The following is a 19,108-nucleotide window of genomic DNA, read 5'->3' as shown; positions in this document are numbered from 1 at the left end:
CTCCTGGTCGTGCGCCATGAGTAGAACGTACTCCCCAGCGTGCGTACAGCCATGTGCACTCCTCGCCCCCCTGGCCCGCGGCGCTCGCGAGACCGATGCTTCCGTCTTCGGAGAATGTTATTCTCCATCGGGTCCGGGCGGAATACCGTCAGGAGGCCCTCCGTGGCTGAGAATCCACCAACCATCGGGAGCCGGCATGCTCTTTGAGCTGGACTCCGACCAGCAGCTGTGGCGCACGACCATCCGCGATGTTCTCGCGAAGGAGTGCCCACCCGCGCTGGTCCGTTCCGTCGCCGACCAGGGCGCGGACCCGGGGCCGCTGTGGCGGACCTTCGCCGGCCTCGGCTGGACCGAGCTGACCGAGACGGCGGAGGCGGTCGAACTCGCGATCCTCCTCGAGGAGCTCGGCCGGGCCACTGATCCTACGCCCTACCTGGCGACCATGACCTGGTTCACCCCGCTCGCCCCGGGCGTCCTCTCCGATGGCCAGACCGGCACCGCCGTCCTCGAGGGCGTCACGGCCCACCGTGACCCGCACGGCGACGAGGGCTGGATCCTCGACGGCACCGGCCATCACGTCCTCGACGGCGACCGCGCCGACTGGTTCGCCGTGGTCACCGACGCCGGGGTGTTCACCGTCCCCGCCACCGAGGCGACGGTCCACCGCGAGAACGTCTTCGACCCGCTGCTGCACGTCGCCGACGTCAGTTTCTGGCAGGTCAGGGTCGGCGAGGAGAGCCGGACCCGCGCCGACGTCGGCCTCGCGCGCGACATCGCGCTCACCGGCCTCGCGCTGACCATGGTCGGCGCCTGCAGGCGGGTTCTGGACCTCACGCTCGACCATGTGCGTACCCGCGAGCAGTTCGGCGTCCCGATCGGCTCGTTCCAGGCCGTCAAGCACAAGGCCGTCGACATGCACGTGGCGATCGAGCGCGCGACCGCGCTCGCCTACTTCGCCGCGCTGACGATCGCCGAACAGGACCCGCGGCGCGCGACCGCCGCCGCGATGGCCAAGGCCGCCGCCGGTGAGTGCACGACGGTCGTGTTCGAGAACGGCTTCCAGCTGTTCGGCGGCATGGGTTTCACCTGGGAGAACGACCTGCAGTTCGCGCTGAAGCGGGCGCTGTCGGGCGAGCTGCTGCTCGGCGGCGCCGACGTCCACCGGGCCAGGGTCACCGACGCGCTGCTCGACGCCCGCGCGGCGGCCCCCGCGGCCGGTACCACCTCGGAGGAGCGTCATGCAGCTGCGGTTTGACGACGACGTCGAGGCGTTCCGCGCCGAGTTCGTGGCCTTCCTCGACGCGAACCTGCCCGGCGTCGAGGAGACCACCGAGCGGCCCACCTCCACCGCGCACATGCCGGCCTGGGCGAGGCGCTGGCAGCGGCTGCAGTTCGACAACGGCTGGCTGCTGCCCGGCAACCCGCCCGAGTACGGGGGTCGGAACGCCACGCTGCTGCAGCAGTTCGTCCACCTGGAGGAGCTGGGCAAGCGGCACATCTACCACAGCTTCAACCCGCAGGGCCTCGGCATCATCGCCGCCTCGCTGCTCACCTTCGGTACCGAGGAGCAGAAGAGGCGCTGGGCGGTGCCAATCCTCAAGGCCGAGATCACGGCGGCGCTCGGCATGAGCGAGCCGGGCGCGGGCTCCGACCTCGCCGGGCTGCGCACCCGGGCGGTGCTCGACGGCGACCACTTCGTGGTCAACGGGCAGAAGATCTGGACCTCGGGGGCCCACGACGCGGACATCCTGCTGACGTTCGTGCGCACCGACCCGGACGCGCCCAAGCACAGGGGCATCAGCGTCCTGGTGATCCCGACCGACCTCCCCGGCATCACCCGACGGCCGTTCGGCTCCATCATCGGCGCGGACGACCTCGACTTCAACGAGGTCTTCTTCGACGACGTCCGGGTCCCGGCGGAGAACCTGATCGGCCAGCTGAACAAGGGCTGGCACGTCGCGAACGGCTCGCTCGGCCACGAGCGCACCATGCTGTGGCTCGGCTTCGCCGATCGGCTTGACGAGCTGGTCGCGGACGTCCGCCCCGCGACGCCACTGGAACGCGACCGCTACGCCACCCTCGCGATGGACGCTCAGGCGCTGCGGCTGCTCGGCTCCGCCGCGCTGGCCCGCGCCGCGCGCGGCGAGGAGGACGTCGCCTCGATCTCGGTGCTCAAGCTGTTCGGCTCGGAGGCCGTCCGCACTGCCTCCCGCCACGCGTTGCTCGCCCAGGGCTCCGCCGGGCTGGCCCGCGACGGTCACTCCAGGCCCTTCGAGCACATGAACCTCGACTGGTTCTTCGCCAGCTGGTTCGACCGGTACGCGCACAGCTTCTCCGGCACCATCGCTGGCGGGACATCCGAGATCCAGCGCACGATTGTCGCCGAGCGGGTCCTCGGCCTGCCCCGGGTCTGAACCGTCAGGGGCTGAACATCARGGGCCCGAGGACATCGGCCGCCGGGTGCGCGAAGAAAGATCATTTCGCGCAGCCTTTGGCCACCAGCCGAACGGTCATGGGAGTACCGACTTGTACATTCTCTACGACGTCGCCGACAACATCGCGACGATCACGTTGAACCGGCCGGAAGCCGCCAACGCACAGAACGGCCCTCTTCTGGAGGAGCTCAACGACGCCTGGGTCAAGGCGGCCGAAGACCCGGATGTGAAGGTCATCATCCTGCGCGGTGAGGGCAAGCACTTCTCCGCCGGCCACGACATCAGGGCGGCCATCCCGGGTGCCACCTCCGACAAGGTCACACTCGAGCTCATCTACCAGACAGAGGCCCGGCGCTACCTCGAGTTCTCGATGCGCTGGCGCAACATTCCGAAGCCGTCGATCGCGGCGGTCCAGGGCCGCTGCATCGCCGGCGCGCTGCTGCTGTGCTGGCCGTGCGACCTGATCGTCGCGGCGGACGACGCGAAGTTCTCCGACCCGGTGGTCGCGATGGGTATCGGCGGCGTCGAGTACCACGGCCACACCTGGGAGCTCGGGCCGCGCAAGGCCAAGGAGATCCTGTTCACCGGCCGGGCCGTCACCGCCGAGGAGGCGGAGAAGGTCGGGATGGTCAACAAGGTCGTCCCGCGGGCCGACCTGGACTCCGAGACACGGGCGCTGGCTGCCCAGATCGCCAGGATGCCGTCCTTCGGGCTGCGCCAGGCCAAGAGGGCCGTCAACCAGACCCTGGACATCCAGGGCTTCTACGCCGCCGTCCAGTCGGTCTTCGACATCCACCAGACCGGTCACGGCAACGCCCTGTCCGTCAGCGGCTGGCCGGTTCTGGCTGGCCTCGACCAGATGAAGACCGAGATCAAGTCCGCCAACTGACCACCACCGGGCCGGACGGCGGGCCGGCACATCCACCGGGCAGCCGGTCGCCGAGTCGCCGCGGCCGGCTGCCCTTTCACGTCCGCGGCGACCGCCGCGCGCGTGCCGCCGGGTCGATCAGACGGTGAGCACGGTCGCCGCGGCGGTGCCCGGAGCGCCGTAGACCTGCGCGAACCCGGCACGCGGGTTGCCGCCGACCTGACGGTCCCCCGCCTCGCCACGCAGCTGGCGGACCAGCTCGTGCACCTGGCGGAGCCCGGACGCGCCGATCGGCTCGCCGTTGGCGATGAGGCCGCCATCGGTGTTGACCGGCATCCGGCCGTTGATCTCCGTCGCGCCCTCGGCGAGCAGCTTCTCCTGGTCGCCGTCGGCGCAGAAGCCGCACTCGGCCATGTGGATGATCTCCGCGCCCGCATCCGTGTCCTGAAGCTGGAGCACGTCGACGTCCTCCGGGCCGACGCCAGCGGCCTCGAAAGCGGCACGGGCGGCGTAGACGGTCGGCGCGACGTCCTCCTCGACCGGCGCGAAAGTGCTGTGCACCTCGTAGGCGCCGAAACGACGGGTGCGGATCTCCGCGGCACGAAGGTAGACCGGCCGCGAGGTGAACCGGTGGGCGATGTCGGCTCGGCACATGATGGTGGCGGCGGCGCCCTCGTCCGGTGAGCAGAACATGTACTGCGTCAACGGGTAGTTGAGCATGGCCGAGTCGAGGATCTCGTCCTCGCTCATCGGCTTCCGCCGGAACGCGTTCGGGTTGAGGACGCCGTTGCGGTAGTTCTTGGCGGCGACCTTCGCCAGCGTCCGCTGCGAGATGCCGTGCTCGTGGATGTAGCGGTTGGCCTTTATCCCGAAGAACTGCGTGGTGACGAACTGGCCGTTCTCGGCGTACCACGCCGGCAGGCCGAGCATCGACGGGTCGGCGGTGAACGCACCGCGCGGATGCTTGTCCATCCCCACGGCGATCCCGACGTCGTACTTGCCAAGCCGGATCGTGTCGGCGCACARCTGGATGGCGCTGGCCGCGGTCGCGCACGCGTTGAACACGTCAGTGAACGGGATGCCGGTCAGGCCGATGAGCCTCGTCACCGCGTCCGGGTTGGCGACCTCCAGGCTGCCGCCGACACCGAACTGGACGTCCTTCCACTGAATGCCGGCATCCCTCAACGCCAGGTGGATGGCGTCCGCACCCATCTCCATGGCGGACTTGTCGCCGAAGCGACCGAACGGATGCAGGCCCACGCCGATGATGGCGACGTCGTTCATCTCGGAGTTCCTCTCTGGCTCGTTCGGCGTGGCTCAGACCGGTGAAAAGGCAAAGGTGATCACTTCGTTGCCGTCGGCGTCGGTGTAGAACGGCACCATCGCCAGCTCGACGTCCATGCCGAACGCCAGCTTTTGCGGGTCGGCCTCCGTCAGCCGGCCCTCGACGCGGATCACGTCGCCGAGCTGGACCAGCCCGACGCCGAACGGCTTGAAGGTCTTGGCCGTCTCCCCGCCGGCGTAGGGCAGCTTCGGGACGAAGCCCTGGGTCGTCCACGCGACGAGGGTGCCGCGACGCGGCAGCAACAGATCGCTCATCTTGTCGCCACTGCACCGAGGGCAGCGCGCCTGGGTGGGAAACGTCGTGGCGCCGCAGTCGCCGCAGCGGCTGCCGATGAGCCGCGGCTGCTCCGCGGGCCAGGTCGAGATCTCGGGCGCAAGCGCCTTTTGCATTCTTCGCTCCTTCTTGCCGGCCGGCGACCTTTTCGCCCGGAGCGATATCCATTATCGCCAGGAAGTGCCGTGCGGCACAGGGCGGGCTGGAATCCTTCCGGGCAGCGGGCGGGCGGTTACCACGACGCCGCCCCGGCGACGGCGCCAACGTTGGTGCCCGCATCCCGTGCCACCATTCCTGACACTGGCGGACGGGCGGCCGGCCACCCCGACGATCGCTGCCGTCGGGGTGGCCACGCCACGGACAGACACGGTGCTGGGCCTGGCTACAGCTGGGCGAGCCGCGGTGCGGTGCGCTGGGCACGGATGAACGCCCCGGCCTGGCGGGTCAGCTCTCGGGAGTTGCCCAGCAGACCGTCGAGGACCAGGGCCCGCCGGATGTGGTGGTGCAGGGCGTGCTCGGCGGTGAAGCCGATACCGCCGAGGACCTGCTGGCAGTGACGGGCGGCGTCGAGCGCCGCCTGGCCGGCGGACGCCTTGGCGAGCAGGGAGCCCAGCTCCTCCTCGGCGACCGTCAGCGTGGCCTCGGCGCCCTCCAGGGCGACGTGGGTCTCCGCGAGTCGGTGGCGCACCGCCTGGAACCCCGCGATCGGCTTGCCGAACTGGGCGCGGTCGAGCGCGTGCGTCCGGGCGAGGTCGAGCATCGCCCGCCCGGTGCCGACGAGCCACCAGCCCAGCGCCCGTCGGCCCGCGGCGAGCGCCGCCGGGTCCGCGGCGGCCTTCCCGCCGTCGGCCACGTCCGGATCCACGGCCCGCAGCGGCAGCGCCGCGTCGAGCACCTCGCCATCGCCAGCCGCGTCCGCGCGCTCCCAGACGACCTGCCGGCCGCCGGCGTAGGGCAGTGCCACGACGCCACCGCCCGGCTGACCGGCGGCGACCAGCAGCACGTCGTTGAGCAGCGAAGCGTGCGCGCCCGTCTCCCCCAGCAGTGAGAAGACCAACGGGACAGCGACGTCGGGCTCGTCGGCGAGCAGATCCTCCCAGCCCAGCTCGGCCAGGGCCGCGTCGAGCGCGGCGCCCGGCGGGGTCGCGGTCATGGTTCCGCGTAGCGCCTCGGCGAGAAGTTCCCGTTCCTCCGCGTCCACTGCTACTCCTTGCCCAGGTTCAGCAGGCGGCGGGCGACGATGTTGCGCTGGATCTCGGCGGTGCCGCCGTAGATCGTCGCCGCCCGTGAGTACAGGTACTCGGTGCGCCAGTCGCTCTCGGCCAGCTCGATCACGCCGGGCAGCACGTCGCGTGCCGTGTTGGACAGCAACTGCTCAGCGGTGGCCAGCAGGATCTTGTCCACCGACGTCTCCGGGCCCAGGTTCGCGCCGGCGGCGAGCCGGCGCTGGGTGTTGCGCGAACGGCAGCGGACGGTGTGCAGCGCCAGGTAGGCGGCGCCCAGGGCCGCGTCCGTGGTCGCGGCCGGCTCGCTTCCGTCCGCGTCCGCGTCCGCGTCGACGATCAGTCTGTCGAGCCGGGTGAACAGGTAGGTGATCCGGTGCCAGAAACAGGTGGACCGCTCGTACGGGAGCAGATCGTTCGCGAGCCTCCAGCCGTCGCCCTCGTTGCCGAGCATCCGCTCGTGCGGGACGACGACGTCGTCGAAGAACACCTCGGCGAACTCGTCGACGCCGTGCATGGTGCGCAGCGGGCGGACGGTGATGCCGGGGGTGTCCATGTCGACGAAGAACGCGGTGATGCCGCCGTGACCGGGGGYGGTGCGGGTGAGCAGGACGCAGCGCCGCGCGTACTGCGCGAGGCTCGTCCAGACCTTCTGGCCGTTCACGACCCAGGCGCCGTCCTCGCGCCGGACCGCGCGGGTGGTCAGCGACGCCAGGTCACTGYCGGAGCCCGGCTCGGAGAAGCCCTGGCACCACTGCTCGCGCCCGGACAGCAGCCGCGGCAGCATCTGCGCGGCCAGCTCCCCCTTCGCGTACGAGATCATCGTGGGGGCGAGGACCTCGATGAGGGAGTAGTTGGTGGCGTCGGTCAGGTCGCGGGAGGCCACCTCCTCGCCGAGCACGGCGCGCAGCACGTCCGGCCCCCCGAGGCCGCCGGCCGAGGTGGGCCAGCCGTAGCGCATCCAGCCGGCGTCGAACAGCGCCCGGCGGACCTTGCCGAGCTGGGCGACCTCGGCCTCGAGCGAGTGATCCGCGGGCTTCGCCAGCGCCGCCGCGTGCTCGTCGAACCAGGCCCGCACCGCGGCGCGGAAGTCCTCGACGCTGACCGTCTCCCCGTCGACCGGCGGGGTGAACCCGGCGGGCACCAGGCTGGTCTCAGCGGTCACTGGTTGATCCGCTCGATGACGTGCGGGATGCCGTGGTCGTGCACGCCGCTGCGCCGGATGAACGTCATGGCCCTGGTCCGCAGCCGCCAGCCCTCGGCCGTGCGCAGGTAGGTGTCCTTGTAGTAGCCGATGCGCATGTCGTGCTTGGCGTGCTCGATGAAGCACAGCGGCTGGGTGCCGGTCGCGTTGACGCCGTCGTCGGCGAAGTCGATCGCCGACGTGCCGGTCAGGAACAGGCCCTTGGGGGCAGCGGCCACCAGCGTGGGGAAGTCCTTCAGCGCGAACGTGTCGCCGAAGGCGGTGTAGGTGCCGTCCGGGGTGAAGACCTTCACCAGGCCGTCGATGTCGCCCTGGGTGATGGTCACCGCGTAGCGAGCGAGGGTCTGCTGGATCTCGACGAGATCCTCGACGCGGCTCGGCTTCGCCGGCGCGGTACCGGGCACCGGATGCGCGCCCGTCGGGCTCTCGAACACCGGATTCTCGGGCGCTGGGCTCGTGGGTGCTGGGCTCTCGGACAACGGGTTCTCAGACAACGGTGTCTCCAGCGCGCTGGTCTTGGGCTCAGTAGACAAACTGCTTACCGCCCTTCATCACGAAGGGGACGCGGGTGAAGACCCGGATTTCCTCGAGGGGGTTGTCGCGCACGGCGATCACGTCGGCGAGCAGGCCCTCGGCCAGCCGGCCCCGGTCGGTGACGTCGATCAGGTCGGCGCCGACGATGGTCGCGGCCTGGATCGCCTGCAGCGGAGTCATGCCGCGGTCGACCATGGTGACCAGCTCGTTGCCGTTCTTGCCGTGCGGGATCGCGGGCGCGTCCGAGCCGATGGCGATCTTCACGCCGGCCTCGATCGCGTTGCGGATCGACGCCTTGGCCCTCGGCCAGTCCCGGGCGGCCTTCGCCTGGATCCTCGGGTCGGAGGACTTCAGTACCTCCATGCCGTCGATCAGCGCCTGGGTCGCGACCAGGTAGGTGCCCCGCTTGACCATCAGGTTGATCGTGTCGTCGTCGATCATGAAGGCGTGCTCGATGCAGTCGACGCCACACTCGACCATCTGGGTCACGGCCTCCGAGCCGTGGGTGTGCGCCGCGACCCGCAGTCCGCGCCGGTGCGCCTCGTCCGTGATCGCGAGCACCTCCGCGTCGGAGTAGTGCTTCGCGCCCGCCGGGCCGGTGAGCGTCATGGTGCCGCCCGAGCCGCACATCTTGATGACCTGGGCGCCGTGCTTGATCTGGTGGCGGACGGCCTTGATGACCTCGTCGACGCCGTTCGCGAGGCCCTCCTCGACGGTGAGCTGCAGGACGTGCGGCGCGAACTGGCCGAACATCGTCGGGTCGAGGTGGCCGCCGGTCGGGGTGATGGCGTGGCCGGCGGGCACGATCCGCGGGCCGTCGACCCAGCCGGAGTCGATCGCCTTCATCAGCGCCACGTCGAGCAGGTAGCCGCCGGTCTTGCAGAACAGACCGAGGTTGCGCACGGTGGTGAAGCCGGCCCGCAGGGTGCGGCGGGCGTTCTGGGTGGCGCGCATCATCCGCAGCGGCGGGTCGTCGCGCATCTGCCCGGTGAACTGGTTCTCACCGGGGCCGCCCATCAGGAGGTTCAGCTCCATGTCCATCAGGCCGGGCACGAGGATCAGGTCGCCGAGGTCGATGACCTCGCCCTCGGGCTGACCGCCCACGCCGACGATGTACTCGCCGTCGACCTTCAGGATTCCCGGCCGGATGATCTCGCCATGGTCGACGTCCAGCAGGCCCGCAGCCTTGAGGGTCAGCATGGAGGCGCTCACCTCTTCCCTTCGAGCCCAGCCAGGATAAGACCAGCCAGGTTTGGAGAATCACGTTCTCAGACTTGAGTGCCAGATTTTCACGCGGTGCGCCGCCGCGTCAAACGTCCCGGTCCCGAGCCCCGGGTGGCCCGCCGGCGGCGGCGAGYCCTCGACCAGCGCGAACCGGGCCGGGTGTGGGGGCGCCACGGCACCGAAGATCGATTGCGCGGTTGATTCTCGCAGGACGAGAAGCTAGTTTCCCTATACGAGAACCGACTCGACCAGCGGCGCCCGGGACGGTCCACGTGCCGACGCGGGGCCGTCGGACGCCCCGACGGACGGGCGGTCGAGGAAGTTCTCACCGAGGCAGCGGCGTTGGCGACGGGTACAGCCGCCAACGGCCCCGCTCGGCGTCGAGGTCACGAAGAAGATGATGCGTGAGCGACGCTGGGCCGACCCGGCGGAGATCGACGCGGTGTTCGCGAGCCAGGACGCCCAGGAGGGCGCCCGCGCGTTCGCCGAACACCGCCTGCCGGTGTGGAAGGGAAGGTAGCCCGGTGAGCATCACCGACATCACTGGCACGGCCACCGGCGCGACGAGCGCGCCCGCCGCGCCGCCGCGGCGGCACGAGCACTGGATCAACGGCGCGGCGGTGCCCCCCGCGGGCGGGGCCTACTTCCCCACCCGCAGCCCGGCGACCCGCGAACCGGGCGACGAGATCGCCGCCGGCACCGCGGCCGACGTCGAGCTCGCCGTCGCCGCGGCGTCGGCCGCCTGGCCCGCGTGGGCCGCCCGGCCGGCGGCCGAACGCGCGGACGTCCTGCACGCGGTCGCCGACGCGATGGCGGCCGGGGCGGCGGAACTCACCGAGCTGGAGCGGGCCACCACCGGCAAGACCGACGGCCAGCTGAAGCTCGAGATCGACATGTCCGTCGCGTACTTCCGGTACTACGCCGGTGTGCTGCGCGCGCTGCACGGCCGCACGATCGACCTCGGCGCCGGGGCGCACGCCTACACCCGGCTCGAGCCCTATGGCGTCATCGGCGCGATCACCCCGTGGAACCTGCCGCTGAACCAGGCGAGCCGCGCGCTCGCCCCGGCGCTGGCCGTCGGCAACGCCGTCGTCGCCAAGCCGAGCGAGTTCACCTCGACATCGACGGTGCGCCTCGCCCGGCTCGCGACCGAGGCCGGGCTGCCGGACGGGCTGCTCAACGTGGTCACCGGCACCGGACCCGAGGTCGGCGGCCCACTGGCCGCCCACCCGCTGGTGCGCAAGGTGGCGTTCACGGGCTCCGTCCTCACCGGGCGCCACCTGGCCGGGGTCGCGGGCGACCGGCTGATCCCGGTGACGCTGGAGCTCGGTGGCAAGTCCCCGGTCGTCGTCTTCGCCGACGCGGACCTCGACCGCGCCGCCGCGGCGGCTGCCGGCGCGATCCAGGCGAACTCCGGCCAGGTCTGCTCGGCCACGACCCGCCTGCTCGTCGAGGACTCGGTCCACGACGAGGTCGTCGCGCGCGTCGTCGAACGGCTCGAGAGGCTCCGGCCGGGCGTCGACTTCGGGCCGATCATCACCGAGGCGCAGTTCGACAAGGTGCTCGCCGCCTTCGCCCAGGCCGCGCGGGATGGCCTCACCCCGCTGACCGGAGGCGCCGCCTACGACGACGGCCCGGGCGCGGCCGGTCAGTACGTGCGCCCGACCGTCTACGCCGACGTCCCGCCGACGCACCCGCTCGCCCGCGAGGAGGTCTTCGGGCCGGTCCTCGTCACCCGCCGGTTCTCCGACGAGGCCGACGCGCTCGCCATGGCGAACGACTCCGACTACGGCCTGGTCGCGAGCGTGTGGAGCGGTGACGTCGCCCGGGGCCTGCGGCTCGCCGAGGGGATCCAGGCCGGCCAGGTCGCCGTCAACGGCGGCCCGCTGACCATCGAGACGCCGTTCGGCGGCTACAAGAGCAGCGGCTACGGCCGCGAGAAGGGCCTCGAGGCCCTGCACGACTACGCCCAGACCAAGACCATCAGCCTCTCCCTGGGCTAGAACGATCTTCCTGGGCCAGAGCGAAGGAGCACGGACCGTGGATGACGCGCTGAGCGACGCGTACGCGCTGCGCAGGGCCATGCTGGGCGACGCCTACGTCGACGCGCAGACGAGCGAGACCGATCCGGTCGCGCGCGAGTTCTCCGACCACATCACCCGTCAGGCCTGGGGCGTCTGGACTCGTGGCGGAGCCCTCTCCAACCGGGACCGCAGCCTGCTGGTCCTGGCGATGACGGCCGCTCTCGGCCGGATGGAGGAGTTCCGCCTGCACGCCGGCGCGCAGGCGCGCACCGGCGTGACCGACGCCGAGCTCGACGAGCTGCTCTTCCAGGTCGCCGCCTACTGCGGCGCGCCCGCGGCGATCTCCGCCCGCCGCTCCCTGCGCGAGGTCCGCGCCGCCCGCGCGGCGGACGAGGCGGCCGCCACCGCCGCTCCGGCCGCTCCGGGCGGGTCCGCGTCCGGCGAGGGAGCGTGACAATGGCCTCCCCCACCGTTGGCTTCGTCGGCCTCGGCAACATGGGCGCCGCGCTCGCCGACAATCTCGTCAGGTACGGCTTCGACGTCATCGCCTACGACGTGGCCGGCCCGGACCGGGCGCCCGAGCGCGCCAGGTTCGCGGCCGACCTGGCCGAGGTGGCACGCGAGGCCGACATCGTCGTGTTCAGCCTCCCGGACGGCACCGTCTCCGAGAAGGTCGCCGCCGAGATCGCCGGCACGGCCGAGCGCCGCGTCGCCCACATCATCGACACGTCGACGATCGGTGTCGCCGCGGCCGGCCGTATCACCGAGCTGCTCACCGCCGCGGGCATCGGCTACGTCGACGCGCCCGTGTCGGGCGGCGTGGCCGGCGCCAGGGCCCGCAAGCTCGCGGTCATGTACGCGGGCCCCGACGACGCCGTCCAGGCCGTCTACCCCGTGCTCACCGGGCTGTCCGACAAGATCCGCCGCGTCGGTGACCGCGCCGGCCTCGGCCAGGCGCTGAAGCTCGCGAACAACTTCCTGTCCGCCACGGCGCTGGCCGCCACCAGCGAGGCCGTCGCGTTCGGCGTCAGGGCCGGCCTCGACATGAAGACCATGATCGAGGTCCTCAACACCTCCAGCGGCCGCAGCGCCGCGACCGACGACAAGTTCCCGAACGACGTCCTCACCGGCCGCTACGGCTCCGGCTTCGCCAACACCCTCATGGCCAAGGACGTCCGCCTCTACCTGGCCGAGGTCCGCGAGGCCGCCGCTCCGGACACCGTGGGGGCGACGACCGAGGACATCTGGAAGCGCTTCGCCGCGGCCGAGCCGGGGGTCGACTTCACCCGCATCTACCCCTTCGTCGAGGGCACCCCCTCCGCCGAGGGCACCGCCTGACAGGAGTTCAGCGTGACCGGAGCCCGGTCTGACGCGAGCCTGGTCTGACCGGAGCCCGGCCTGYCCGGAGCCCGGCCTGCCCGGAGCCCGGCCTGACGCGAGTGCTCCGGCCTTGGGTCCACCTCGGTCAGCCCTTTAGCCCCTCCGTGCCCGTTATGGAAGCTCTGGCGCCAGACCGTGGCCGTCCGCTTCCCGACACAGCAACGTGGTCCGTTCGCCTCGTCACCGTTGCGCCGTATCCGGGACGATATGTGCGCGGAACGGAGCGAACGGATCGCCAGTGGGGGGACCCATGGATCTGCCTGGGGGCGCCGGCTCGTCGAACGCGCCCGGAGACGGCGGATCCGCGGGTACGGGTACCGGTCCCCTGGGCCACGCCTCCGACCAGCGCGGCTCGCTGCCCCTCAACCGCGGCCCGCTAGCCGTCGCGATCGGGAATGCCTCCCTGCTGTGCGTCGGGTACGTGATGCTGGGCTGGCGGCGCCTGGCAGTCGCCGTCGGCCTGGTGACGTTCGTCCTCGTCATCCTCCTCGCCACGGCGTTTCAGACGGTGTGGTTCGAGCTTGTCTTCCTGGCGTGGTGGCTGGCCCAGATCGCGCATAGCTGGTTCCTGGCGGGTGGGTGGCCGCGGCGCCGGCGGCGGGCCGGCGGAAGAACACCACTGATCACCGCGCTCGTGCTCGCGCTCCCGGTGCTCGCGGCCGTCGCCCTGCTCCGGTTCGACGTCGCGCGGATCAACGCGGACGTGGCGGGGGCGGTCCGGGACGGCGACTGCGCGCGGGCCACGGAGGCCCTGGACCGGAGGTCGGCGGCCCACTACCTGGCCGACGCTCCCGGAGCGGTCAGCGGCGACGCCACCGGGAAGGTCTGCGCACGGCTTCGAGCCATCGCCGCCCAGTTCGACGACGCACTCGACGGCGACAAGGGCGCGCTGGCACAGGGATTCACCGGCCTGTCGGCGATTCTCGCGGACGCGCCGGACCATGAGCGCCTGGTCGACGGAGTCCTGAGTGGGTTCCTCGACCGCCTCCCGGTCCACGACGCCTGCGACACGGAGACGATCCTCGACGGCCTGCGCGCGAGGAAACCGACCGGCGACCTGCTGGACCGCGCCTCCGGCGTCGTCCCCCGGCTGGCCCCCGCGGCGATCGTCGGCTGCGGCGACAGCCTCCTCGCCTCCAGCGACTGGGAGCCGGCGCGCACCCAGTACCAGCGGCTGCTCGACCAGTACCCGGGTGACAAGCTCGCCGGCAAGGCGACCGACGGGATCCGGAAGGCGACCCAGCAGGTCGAGCTGGCCCACGTCCGTGAGCTGTTGGGAACCGGCTCCGGCGGCGGGCAGCCCGCTTACTGCTCCAACCCGGCGCCTTACAGTGGCGCGGCTCCGCACGGTGGCGACGGGCCGTACCGCACCCTCCTGCGCGGCGACAACACCTACGTGGGCCAGCTGCCCGCCGAGTGGCTGACCGACGACGTCGCGAACGCGGTGCTCGTGGTCTGCGCCGGCGCGAAAGAGTACGGCGACACGGTTCGGACCTGCTCGTACGAGACCCACTTCGGCGTGTTCGGCTCCAAGGACGTGGCATTCAAGAAGATCGCGGTGCCGATCCGCGTCTACGAGGTCCAGACCGGGCGCCTGGTGTCCGACCTCAGGGTGCAGGTCAACGGCCCGAACTGCCCCAGCACGATCAGCTACACCAGCTACGGCTATGTCGACACCGGCCCGCCCTCGGAGATGTACGTCGACGCGTCGGACGCCGACGTCACCGCCGCCGTGCGCGGCGCCCTGGCCCCCGTGATCGCCCCATGACCATCACAACCACATTGTCCGTCGCGACGCGGATCCGTCTCGGAGTCCTACAAGGCGCCGATTCGATATTCGACCCATGCCCGCCCCACCACCGCCGCGATCGCACGCGCCGCGCGCAATCGCGGCGGGCCGGACCGGGCCTGATGCTCCGCGAACAGCGCCCGTACCGCCGCCAGGCCGGTCACTGCACCTTCCGGAGCAGCCTTCCAGCCAGGCACTGTGCCGGCGAGGCTCTCGGCCCCAGCGACACCGTGCCCCGCGGCGACGAGCCGGGGCACGAGCATCGCGACGTCGACCCACGGGGCGCCCCGGCTCGCCAATGACCAGTCGATCACCGACACGCCGTCGGCGGTGACGAAGAAGTTCCCGGCGTGCAGATCTGCGTGCAACAACGTGCCGCCGTCGACCGCGGCGAGGCTGAAGCCGGCCGCTGCGGCCTCCAGCACGGGGAACTCACCCGGGCACTGGGCCAGCAACTCATCGGCCTTCTCACGCAACGCGGTGAACCTCTCCGCCACGCTGGGTGCCCGGTCCCACGGGTTCGGCGTCAGCCGGTCGGCGAGTTCGCCCACTGTCCGCAGCACAGGCGTCAGGTCGGGCGAGCCGGGTGCCAAGTCCGCGTCTCGGCCGTCGAGGTGTCCGAACGACAACAGCAGCCAGCCGGCGACCTCACCTGACCACAGCAGTCGCGGCGCTGGGATGCCTGCGGGTAGGGCCGCGTTCACGGCGGCCTCTCGCTGGTAGTGGCCGATCGCCGGGGAGCGCAGCGGTGCGGCCTTCAGGAACACCGGCCCGGTGTCCGTGTCGAGCCGGGAGGCGACGCCCACCGTGAGGCCATCCGCCGCCGTCGTCGCCGTGCGGACAGGGCCGTACCGCCGTTCGACGGCGGCACGTGCCTGGGCGGGGAGGTCGTCCCATTGGAATCGCAGTGCCGGCTCCTGTCAGGGGCTGTCGTGGCAGGTGGCATGGCACTGGTGGCAGTTCTTGATCTCGCAGTCGCCGTGCTCGCCGATCCACAGAGCGCGGTCGACATAGAAGCCAGCCCGCTCGATGGCGGGCAACATCCTCGACACGGTCAGGACCGTAATCCCCCACTCCGACGGGTGCTCCGGCACATGGTGGATGAGCCGCCCGGCAACCCGGGCGCAGAACTGGGCGTACTCGCGGGTGTGGAGCACGAAAGTGTGCCACCCAATGTCGACCAGGTGAGAAGGGGACATGGGCGTGGCACTGCCCGCGCTGGTGGCGAGGAACGCGAGGGTCTGGTCGACGATCCGCTCGGCCAGATCGGCGTACTCCGGGTGGTCGGCCACGATGCGGGTCGTCAACCGAGCGAACAGAGCATCGTCGACCAGGTCGCGTCCTGATCGTCGGGGGGCGGGTGCGAGTGTCGTCATGGCATCTCCTGATCGTGTCGCGCCCACCCGGGGTGGCGACACCCAGGCGGGCGCGAGCCGGTGAGCGGAGTGGGTTCGTTCGACGGGTCGGGTCTGAGCCGGGCGGAGCCTCGGCAGCTGGAACGGCCCGACTTCTCAGGCAGTGAGCAGCTTCAGACCACTGTCAGGCAGTGTTCGAATAGTCGCTAGACGTGCAACCGTGTTGTGCTGTGATGTGCGGTGTCAGCACAGTCCGCACAGGCAAAGCGGGGTTCGCATGGGGCAGGATGGTCGTGCGGAACTGGCCGCGCGGATCCGCGAACTGCGCGGCGACAAGGGCCAGGCCGCGCTGGCGGCAGCGATTCTGCACGATCGGACGGCTATCTCACGGGCCGAGACCGGCACCGTCCTGCCATCGCGAGACCTGGTCGAGAGACTCGACGCGTACTACCGAACCGGTGGCGAGCTTGGCCGCCGCAGGCAGACATTGATAGGCGGGCAGCTACCGGAGGTGAGTCCGTCGGACCGTAGAGACCTTCTTGCGGGGCTGGCTGCCAGCGCCGGCGAGCTAACCGTCCGGATCCGGACCGGCCGGACGACCCCGGGCCGCAGTGACCTGCTTCTTCTCCAGCACACCGTCCGCACCGTGACTGACACGTACGGAGTCACTCCGCACTCAGCGCTGATCCCCGTCGTCGGGCGACATTGGCGCCTCGCCGAGGGGATCGTCGCGGAYGCCTGGAAGTCGGACCGCCTCCGCCCCGCGTTCCGCGTCGCGGCCGGCCAACTCGCCTACCTACTCTGCCGGCTGTTCTTCAACACGGGTGACACAGCCGGATCGGCCACCTTCCTTGAGCTAGCCGAGGAACACGCCGTTGGTACCGGCGATCCGGCACTCTCCTCCGCCGTCACTGGCATGTGGAGCACTCTCCACTTCTATGCCGGGGACTATCGAGAGGCCGCCACGGTCGCTGTCGACGGCCGCCGTTGGGGGTATGCCTACGACACGGCGGTCCTCGCCGCCTATGAGGCGCGCGCGCTCGGCGCCCTCGGAGACGACACGGGGGCGATGCGTGCCCTGGAACTGATGGAGCGGTCGCCGATTCCCAGCGCATCCGAGCCGTCATGCGAGCCCTACAGCACTGCTTGGGGAATGCTCATCGCCGGCGGCACCCTCGCACGACTTGGCCGGCACGAGGAGGCTTTGCCGATCACAGCCGGGTCCGTCACCGCATATGACACCAGGTCTGACGCGCCCTATGAAATGCATGCCAACGCGCTGCTTGCCCACTCCCGCGCACTGCTCGGAGCCGACATCACCGCGGCGGCCGACACGGTCTCCCGGGCACTCGACATGGTCGCCGATCGCCCGACGTACAGCGTGTGGGCTCGGGCCGGCGAGCTCGCCAGCGTCATGGCACCGCACCGGTCGGTCCAGGCCGTCGCCGAGCTGCGTGGCCGGCTTCGCGAGGCGCCAGCGATGCTCGCCCTCACCGCCGGCCAGACGTCATGACTGCCCCTCCGTCGACGGCGGGCGCGTCCTTCACGATCCCCACCGTCACCACCGACCGGCTACTCCTTCGCGCCTGGGACCCGGATGACATCGCCCCCTACTCGGCGATGAACGCCGACGAGGAGACGATGAGCCACAATGGCGGTACCTTCGACACCGCCGGAACCTGGCGCCTGGTAAGCCACTTGATCGGCATGTGGGCATTGCGCGGTTACGGGATGTGGGCCGTCGAGCTTCGGGCGACCGGCGAGTTCATCGGCCGCGCTGGACTATATGCCGCCTTCGAATGGCCTGCGGTCGAGGCCGCCTGGTCGATCCGCCGAGACCTTTGGGGCCAGGGCCTTGCGACCGAGGCCGGGACTGCAGCCATCGCCTGGGGCTGGTCGACGTTGCCAGACGACCATTTGATCTCCATTATCGACCCCGCCAACCTCGCCTCCCAGCGGGTCGCTGAGAAGCTCGGCTTCACGGTCACTGGGCACGGCAGCGTCGGGCCGTGGAAGGACCAGGTTCTCTACCGGTTGGACAGGTCGCCAGCCGGCTGAACTCTCAGTCCCAGGCGCCTGATCGCAGGCTCGGCGACCTACATGAATCATCGCCATTCGGGTTTAGTTCGAAGACCACTCGCCGACGGTCGGCTTCGGCAACCTTCTCCGACCACCAGCTGAGCTGAACATAACGAACGCCCGCCTCCTGGCAGTTGCACCGGAAGGCGGGGCGTTCGTCTACGGCTCCCTGGCCGCGGGGTGAGTCGTCACGCAAGTCCTGGGCATGATCCGGATTCGCGCCGATCAGATCAAAGGCCGAGGTCCTTGGCGATGATGGTCTTCATGATCTCGCTGGAGCCGCCGTAGATGCGGCCGACCCTGGCGTCGGCCCAGGCCCGGGCGACCGGGTACTCCGTCATGTAGCCGTACCCGCCGAACAGCTGCAGGCAGGCGTCGGTGACGCGGCCCTGCATCTCGGTGACGAACAGCTTGACCTTCGCCGCGTCCGTCGGCGTCAGCTCGCCGGCGTCGAGCGCGGTCAGTGCCCGGTCGAGCATCGCCCAGCCGGCCTCGACCTCGGTCGCGCAGCCGGCCAGCACGAACTTGGTGTTCTGGAAGTGGCTGAGGGTCTTCCCGAACGCCTTGCGGCCGTTCACGTAGTCGACGGTCTGCTGGACGACGGACGCCGCCGAGGCCTGGGCGTTGACGGAGATCGACATCCGCTCCTGCGGCAGGTGGGATGTCAGGTAGGTGAACCCCTGGCCCACCTCCCCCAGCAGGTTCGCCACCGGCACCCGGACGTCGTCGAAGAAGATCTCGCAGGCCTCCTGGATGTGCAGGCCGATCTTCTTCATCGGCGCGCCCCGGGAGACGCCGGGTGCGTCCGCGTCGATCACCAGGAGCGACAGCCCGGCGTGCCGCTGGGTCGGGTCGGTCTTCACCGCGGTGAGGAAGATGTCGGCGTTCAGGCCGCCGGTGATGAACGTCTTCGAGCCGTTCACCACGTACTCGTCGCCGTCGAGCCGGGCGCTGGCGGACAGGCCTGCGAGGTCGGAGCCGGCGCCCGGCTCGGTGAGGGCCAGCGCGCAGACCAGCTCGCCGCTGGCCAGGCCTGGCAGCCAGCGGGACCGCTGCTCCTCGTTCGCGTGGTCGACGAAGTACGGCACGCTGATGTCGCAGTGGATGCGCAGCGGGCCGAGGCCCAGGCCCAGGCGGCCGGCCTCCTCGGCGACGACCGCGTTGAACAGGTACGAGGCGCCGCCGCCGCCGTACTCCTCCGGGATGCCGAGACCGAGGATGCCTAGGTCGCCGCACTTGTTGTAGAAGTCGCGCGGCGGCATGCCGCGCTCCTCCCACTCGTCGAAGTGGGCGACCACCTCCTTCTCGAAGAAGGTCCGGACCGCGGCCCGGAATGCCTCGTGCTCAGGTCCGTAGACCGTGCGTCGCATCGGCC

18 protein-coding genes are annotated in these 19,108 nt (G+C 70.8%); 9 read left to right on the top strand and 9 right to left on the bottom strand.

The genetic code is table 11. The features are described from left to right. Positions 1 to 196 precede the first annotated feature (196 nt). The 3 genes from BL253_RS12205 to BL253_RS12195 all read left to right on the top strand — a co-directional run bounded on the left by BL253_RS12205 (position 197) and on the right by BL253_RS12195 (position 3,324). Positions 197 to 1,255 (top strand): acyl-CoA dehydrogenase family protein, encoded by a 1,059-nt coding sequence (locus tag BL253_RS12205; RefSeq protein ID WP_076816446.1) that lies wholly within the window; start codon positions 197 to 199, stop codon positions 1,253 to 1,255. Continuing rightward, positions 1,239 to 2,414, top strand: a complete 1,176-nt coding sequence (locus BL253_RS12200; protein WP_076816444.1) for an acyl-CoA dehydrogenase family protein — start codon at positions 1,239 to 1,241, stop codon at positions 2,412 to 2,414. Before BL253_RS12205 ends, BL253_RS12200 begins: the two co-directional genes overlap by 17 nt. A 112-nt stretch (positions 2,415 to 2,526) precedes the next feature. After that, on the top strand, positions 2,527 to 3,324 hold the full coding sequence (locus tag BL253_RS12195) for an enoyl-CoA hydratase (protein ID WP_076816443.1): 798 nt from the start codon (positions 2,527 to 2,529) through the stop codon (positions 3,322 to 3,324). A gap of 117 nt (positions 3,325 to 3,441) precedes the next feature. Here the strand turns inward: BL253_RS12195 and BL253_RS12190 are convergent, their stop codons facing one another. The 6 genes from BL253_RS12190 to BL253_RS12165 all read right to left on the bottom strand — a co-directional run bounded on the left by BL253_RS12190 (position 3,442) and on the right by BL253_RS12165 (position 9,082). Continuing rightward, a complete protein-coding gene (locus BL253_RS12190) occupies positions 3,442 to 4,587 on the bottom strand; it encodes a thiolase family protein (RefSeq protein WP_076816441.1) in 1,146 nt (381 codons plus the stop codon). A 33-nt stretch (positions 4,588 to 4,620) separates the two neighbouring features. Then, on the bottom strand, positions 4,621 to 5,037 hold the full coding sequence (locus tag BL253_RS12185) for a Zn-ribbon domain-containing OB-fold protein (RefSeq protein WP_076816439.1): 417 nt from the start codon (positions 5,035 to 5,037) through the stop codon (positions 4,621 to 4,623). Positions 5,038 to 5,303: 266 nt separating this feature from the next. Beyond that, positions 5,304 to 6,122, bottom strand: coding sequence for an acyl-CoA dehydrogenase family protein (locus BL253_RS12180; RefSeq protein ID WP_076816438.1), 819 nt, complete (start codon positions 6,120 to 6,122; stop codon positions 5,304 to 5,306). A 2-nt stretch (positions 6,123 to 6,124) separates the two neighbouring features. Next, entirely contained in the window at positions 6,125 to 7,309 is a 1,185-nt protein-coding gene (locus tag BL253_RS12175) for an acyl-CoA dehydrogenase family protein (RefSeq protein ID WP_241834733.1), read from the bottom strand. Further along, complete coding sequence (locus BL253_RS12170; RefSeq protein WP_241834732.1) at positions 7,306 to 7,842, bottom strand: nuclear transport factor 2 family protein; 537 nt, start codon at positions 7,840 to 7,842, stop codon at positions 7,306 to 7,308. The genes BL253_RS12175 and BL253_RS12170 overlap by 4 nt, the downstream gene beginning before the upstream one ends. Positions 7,843 to 7,870: 28 nt before the next feature. Then, positions 7,871 to 9,082 (bottom strand): metal-dependent hydrolase family protein, encoded by a 1,212-nt coding sequence (locus tag BL253_RS12165; protein WP_076816579.1) that lies wholly within the window; start codon positions 9,080 to 9,082, stop codon positions 7,871 to 7,873. A 548-nt stretch (positions 9,083 to 9,630) separates the two neighbouring features. On the opposite strand from BL253_RS12165, the gene BL253_RS12160 reads away from it, so the two are divergent. From BL253_RS12160 to BL253_RS12145, 4 genes are all read left to right on the top strand, one after another. Next, positions 9,631 to 11,109, top strand: a complete 1,479-nt coding sequence (locus BL253_RS12160; RefSeq protein WP_241834731.1) for an aldehyde dehydrogenase family protein — start codon at positions 9,631 to 9,633, stop codon at positions 11,107 to 11,109. Between the two features lie 37 nt (positions 11,110 to 11,146). After that, complete coding sequence (locus BL253_RS12155; protein WP_081438252.1) at positions 11,147 to 11,584, top strand: carboxymuconolactone decarboxylase family protein; 438 nt, start codon at positions 11,147 to 11,149, stop codon at positions 11,582 to 11,584. Between the two features lie 2 nt (positions 11,585 to 11,586). Beyond that, positions 11,587 to 12,468, top strand: coding sequence for an NAD(P)-dependent oxidoreductase (locus BL253_RS12150; RefSeq protein WP_241834730.1), 882 nt, complete (start codon positions 11,587 to 11,589; stop codon positions 12,466 to 12,468). A gap of 292 nt (positions 12,469 to 12,760) precedes the next feature. After that, positions 12,761 to 14,278: a tetratricopeptide repeat protein gene (locus BL253_RS12145; RefSeq protein WP_081438251.1), complete on the top strand. Its 1,518-nt coding sequence runs from the start codon at positions 12,761 to 12,763 to the stop codon at positions 14,276 to 14,278. Positions 14,279 to 14,325: 47 nt separating this feature from the next. Here the strand turns inward: BL253_RS12145 and BL253_RS12140 are convergent, their stop codons facing one another. Then, entirely contained in the window at positions 14,326 to 15,105 is a 780-nt protein-coding gene (locus BL253_RS12140; protein WP_076816434.1) for an aminoglycoside phosphotransferase family protein, read from the bottom strand. A 114-nt stretch (positions 15,106 to 15,219) separates the two neighbouring features. Next, complete coding sequence (locus BL253_RS12135) at positions 15,220 to 15,675, bottom strand: glycine-rich domain-containing protein (RefSeq protein WP_076816433.1); 456 nt, start codon at positions 15,673 to 15,675, stop codon at positions 15,220 to 15,222. Between the two features lie 256 nt (positions 15,676 to 15,931). Here BL253_RS12135 and BL253_RS12130 point away from each other — a divergent pair, with 256 nt between their 5' ends. Both BL253_RS12130 and BL253_RS12125 read left to right on the top strand, forming a co-directional pair. Next, a complete protein-coding gene (locus BL253_RS12130) occupies positions 15,932 to 17,167 on the top strand; it encodes a helix-turn-helix domain-containing protein (protein WP_076816431.1) in 1,236 nt (411 codons plus the stop codon). Next, positions 17,164 to 17,712, top strand: a complete 549-nt coding sequence (locus tag BL253_RS12125) for a GNAT family N-acetyltransferase (protein WP_076816429.1) — start codon at positions 17,164 to 17,166, stop codon at positions 17,710 to 17,712. The genes BL253_RS12130 and BL253_RS12125 overlap by 4 nt, the downstream gene beginning before the upstream one ends. Positions 17,713 to 17,963: 251 nt before the next feature. Here the strand turns inward: BL253_RS12125 and BL253_RS12120 are convergent, their stop codons facing one another. Then, the gene (locus BL253_RS12120; RefSeq protein ID WP_076816428.1) at positions 17,964 to 19,103 is read right to left on the bottom strand and encodes an acyl-CoA dehydrogenase family protein; all 1,140 of its coding nucleotides are present in this window, start codon (positions 19,101 to 19,103) and stop codon (positions 17,964 to 17,966) included. Positions 19,104 to 19,108 lie beyond the last annotated feature (5 nt).

It is taken from the genome of Pseudofrankia asymbiotica, assembly GCF_001983105.1.
Lineage (GTDB): Bacteria > Actinomycetota > Actinomycetes > Frankiales > Frankiaceae > Pseudofrankia > Pseudofrankia asymbiotica.
Note: the sequence above shows the minus strand (reverse complement) of the source record. Positions and strands in the feature narration are given on the sequence as shown.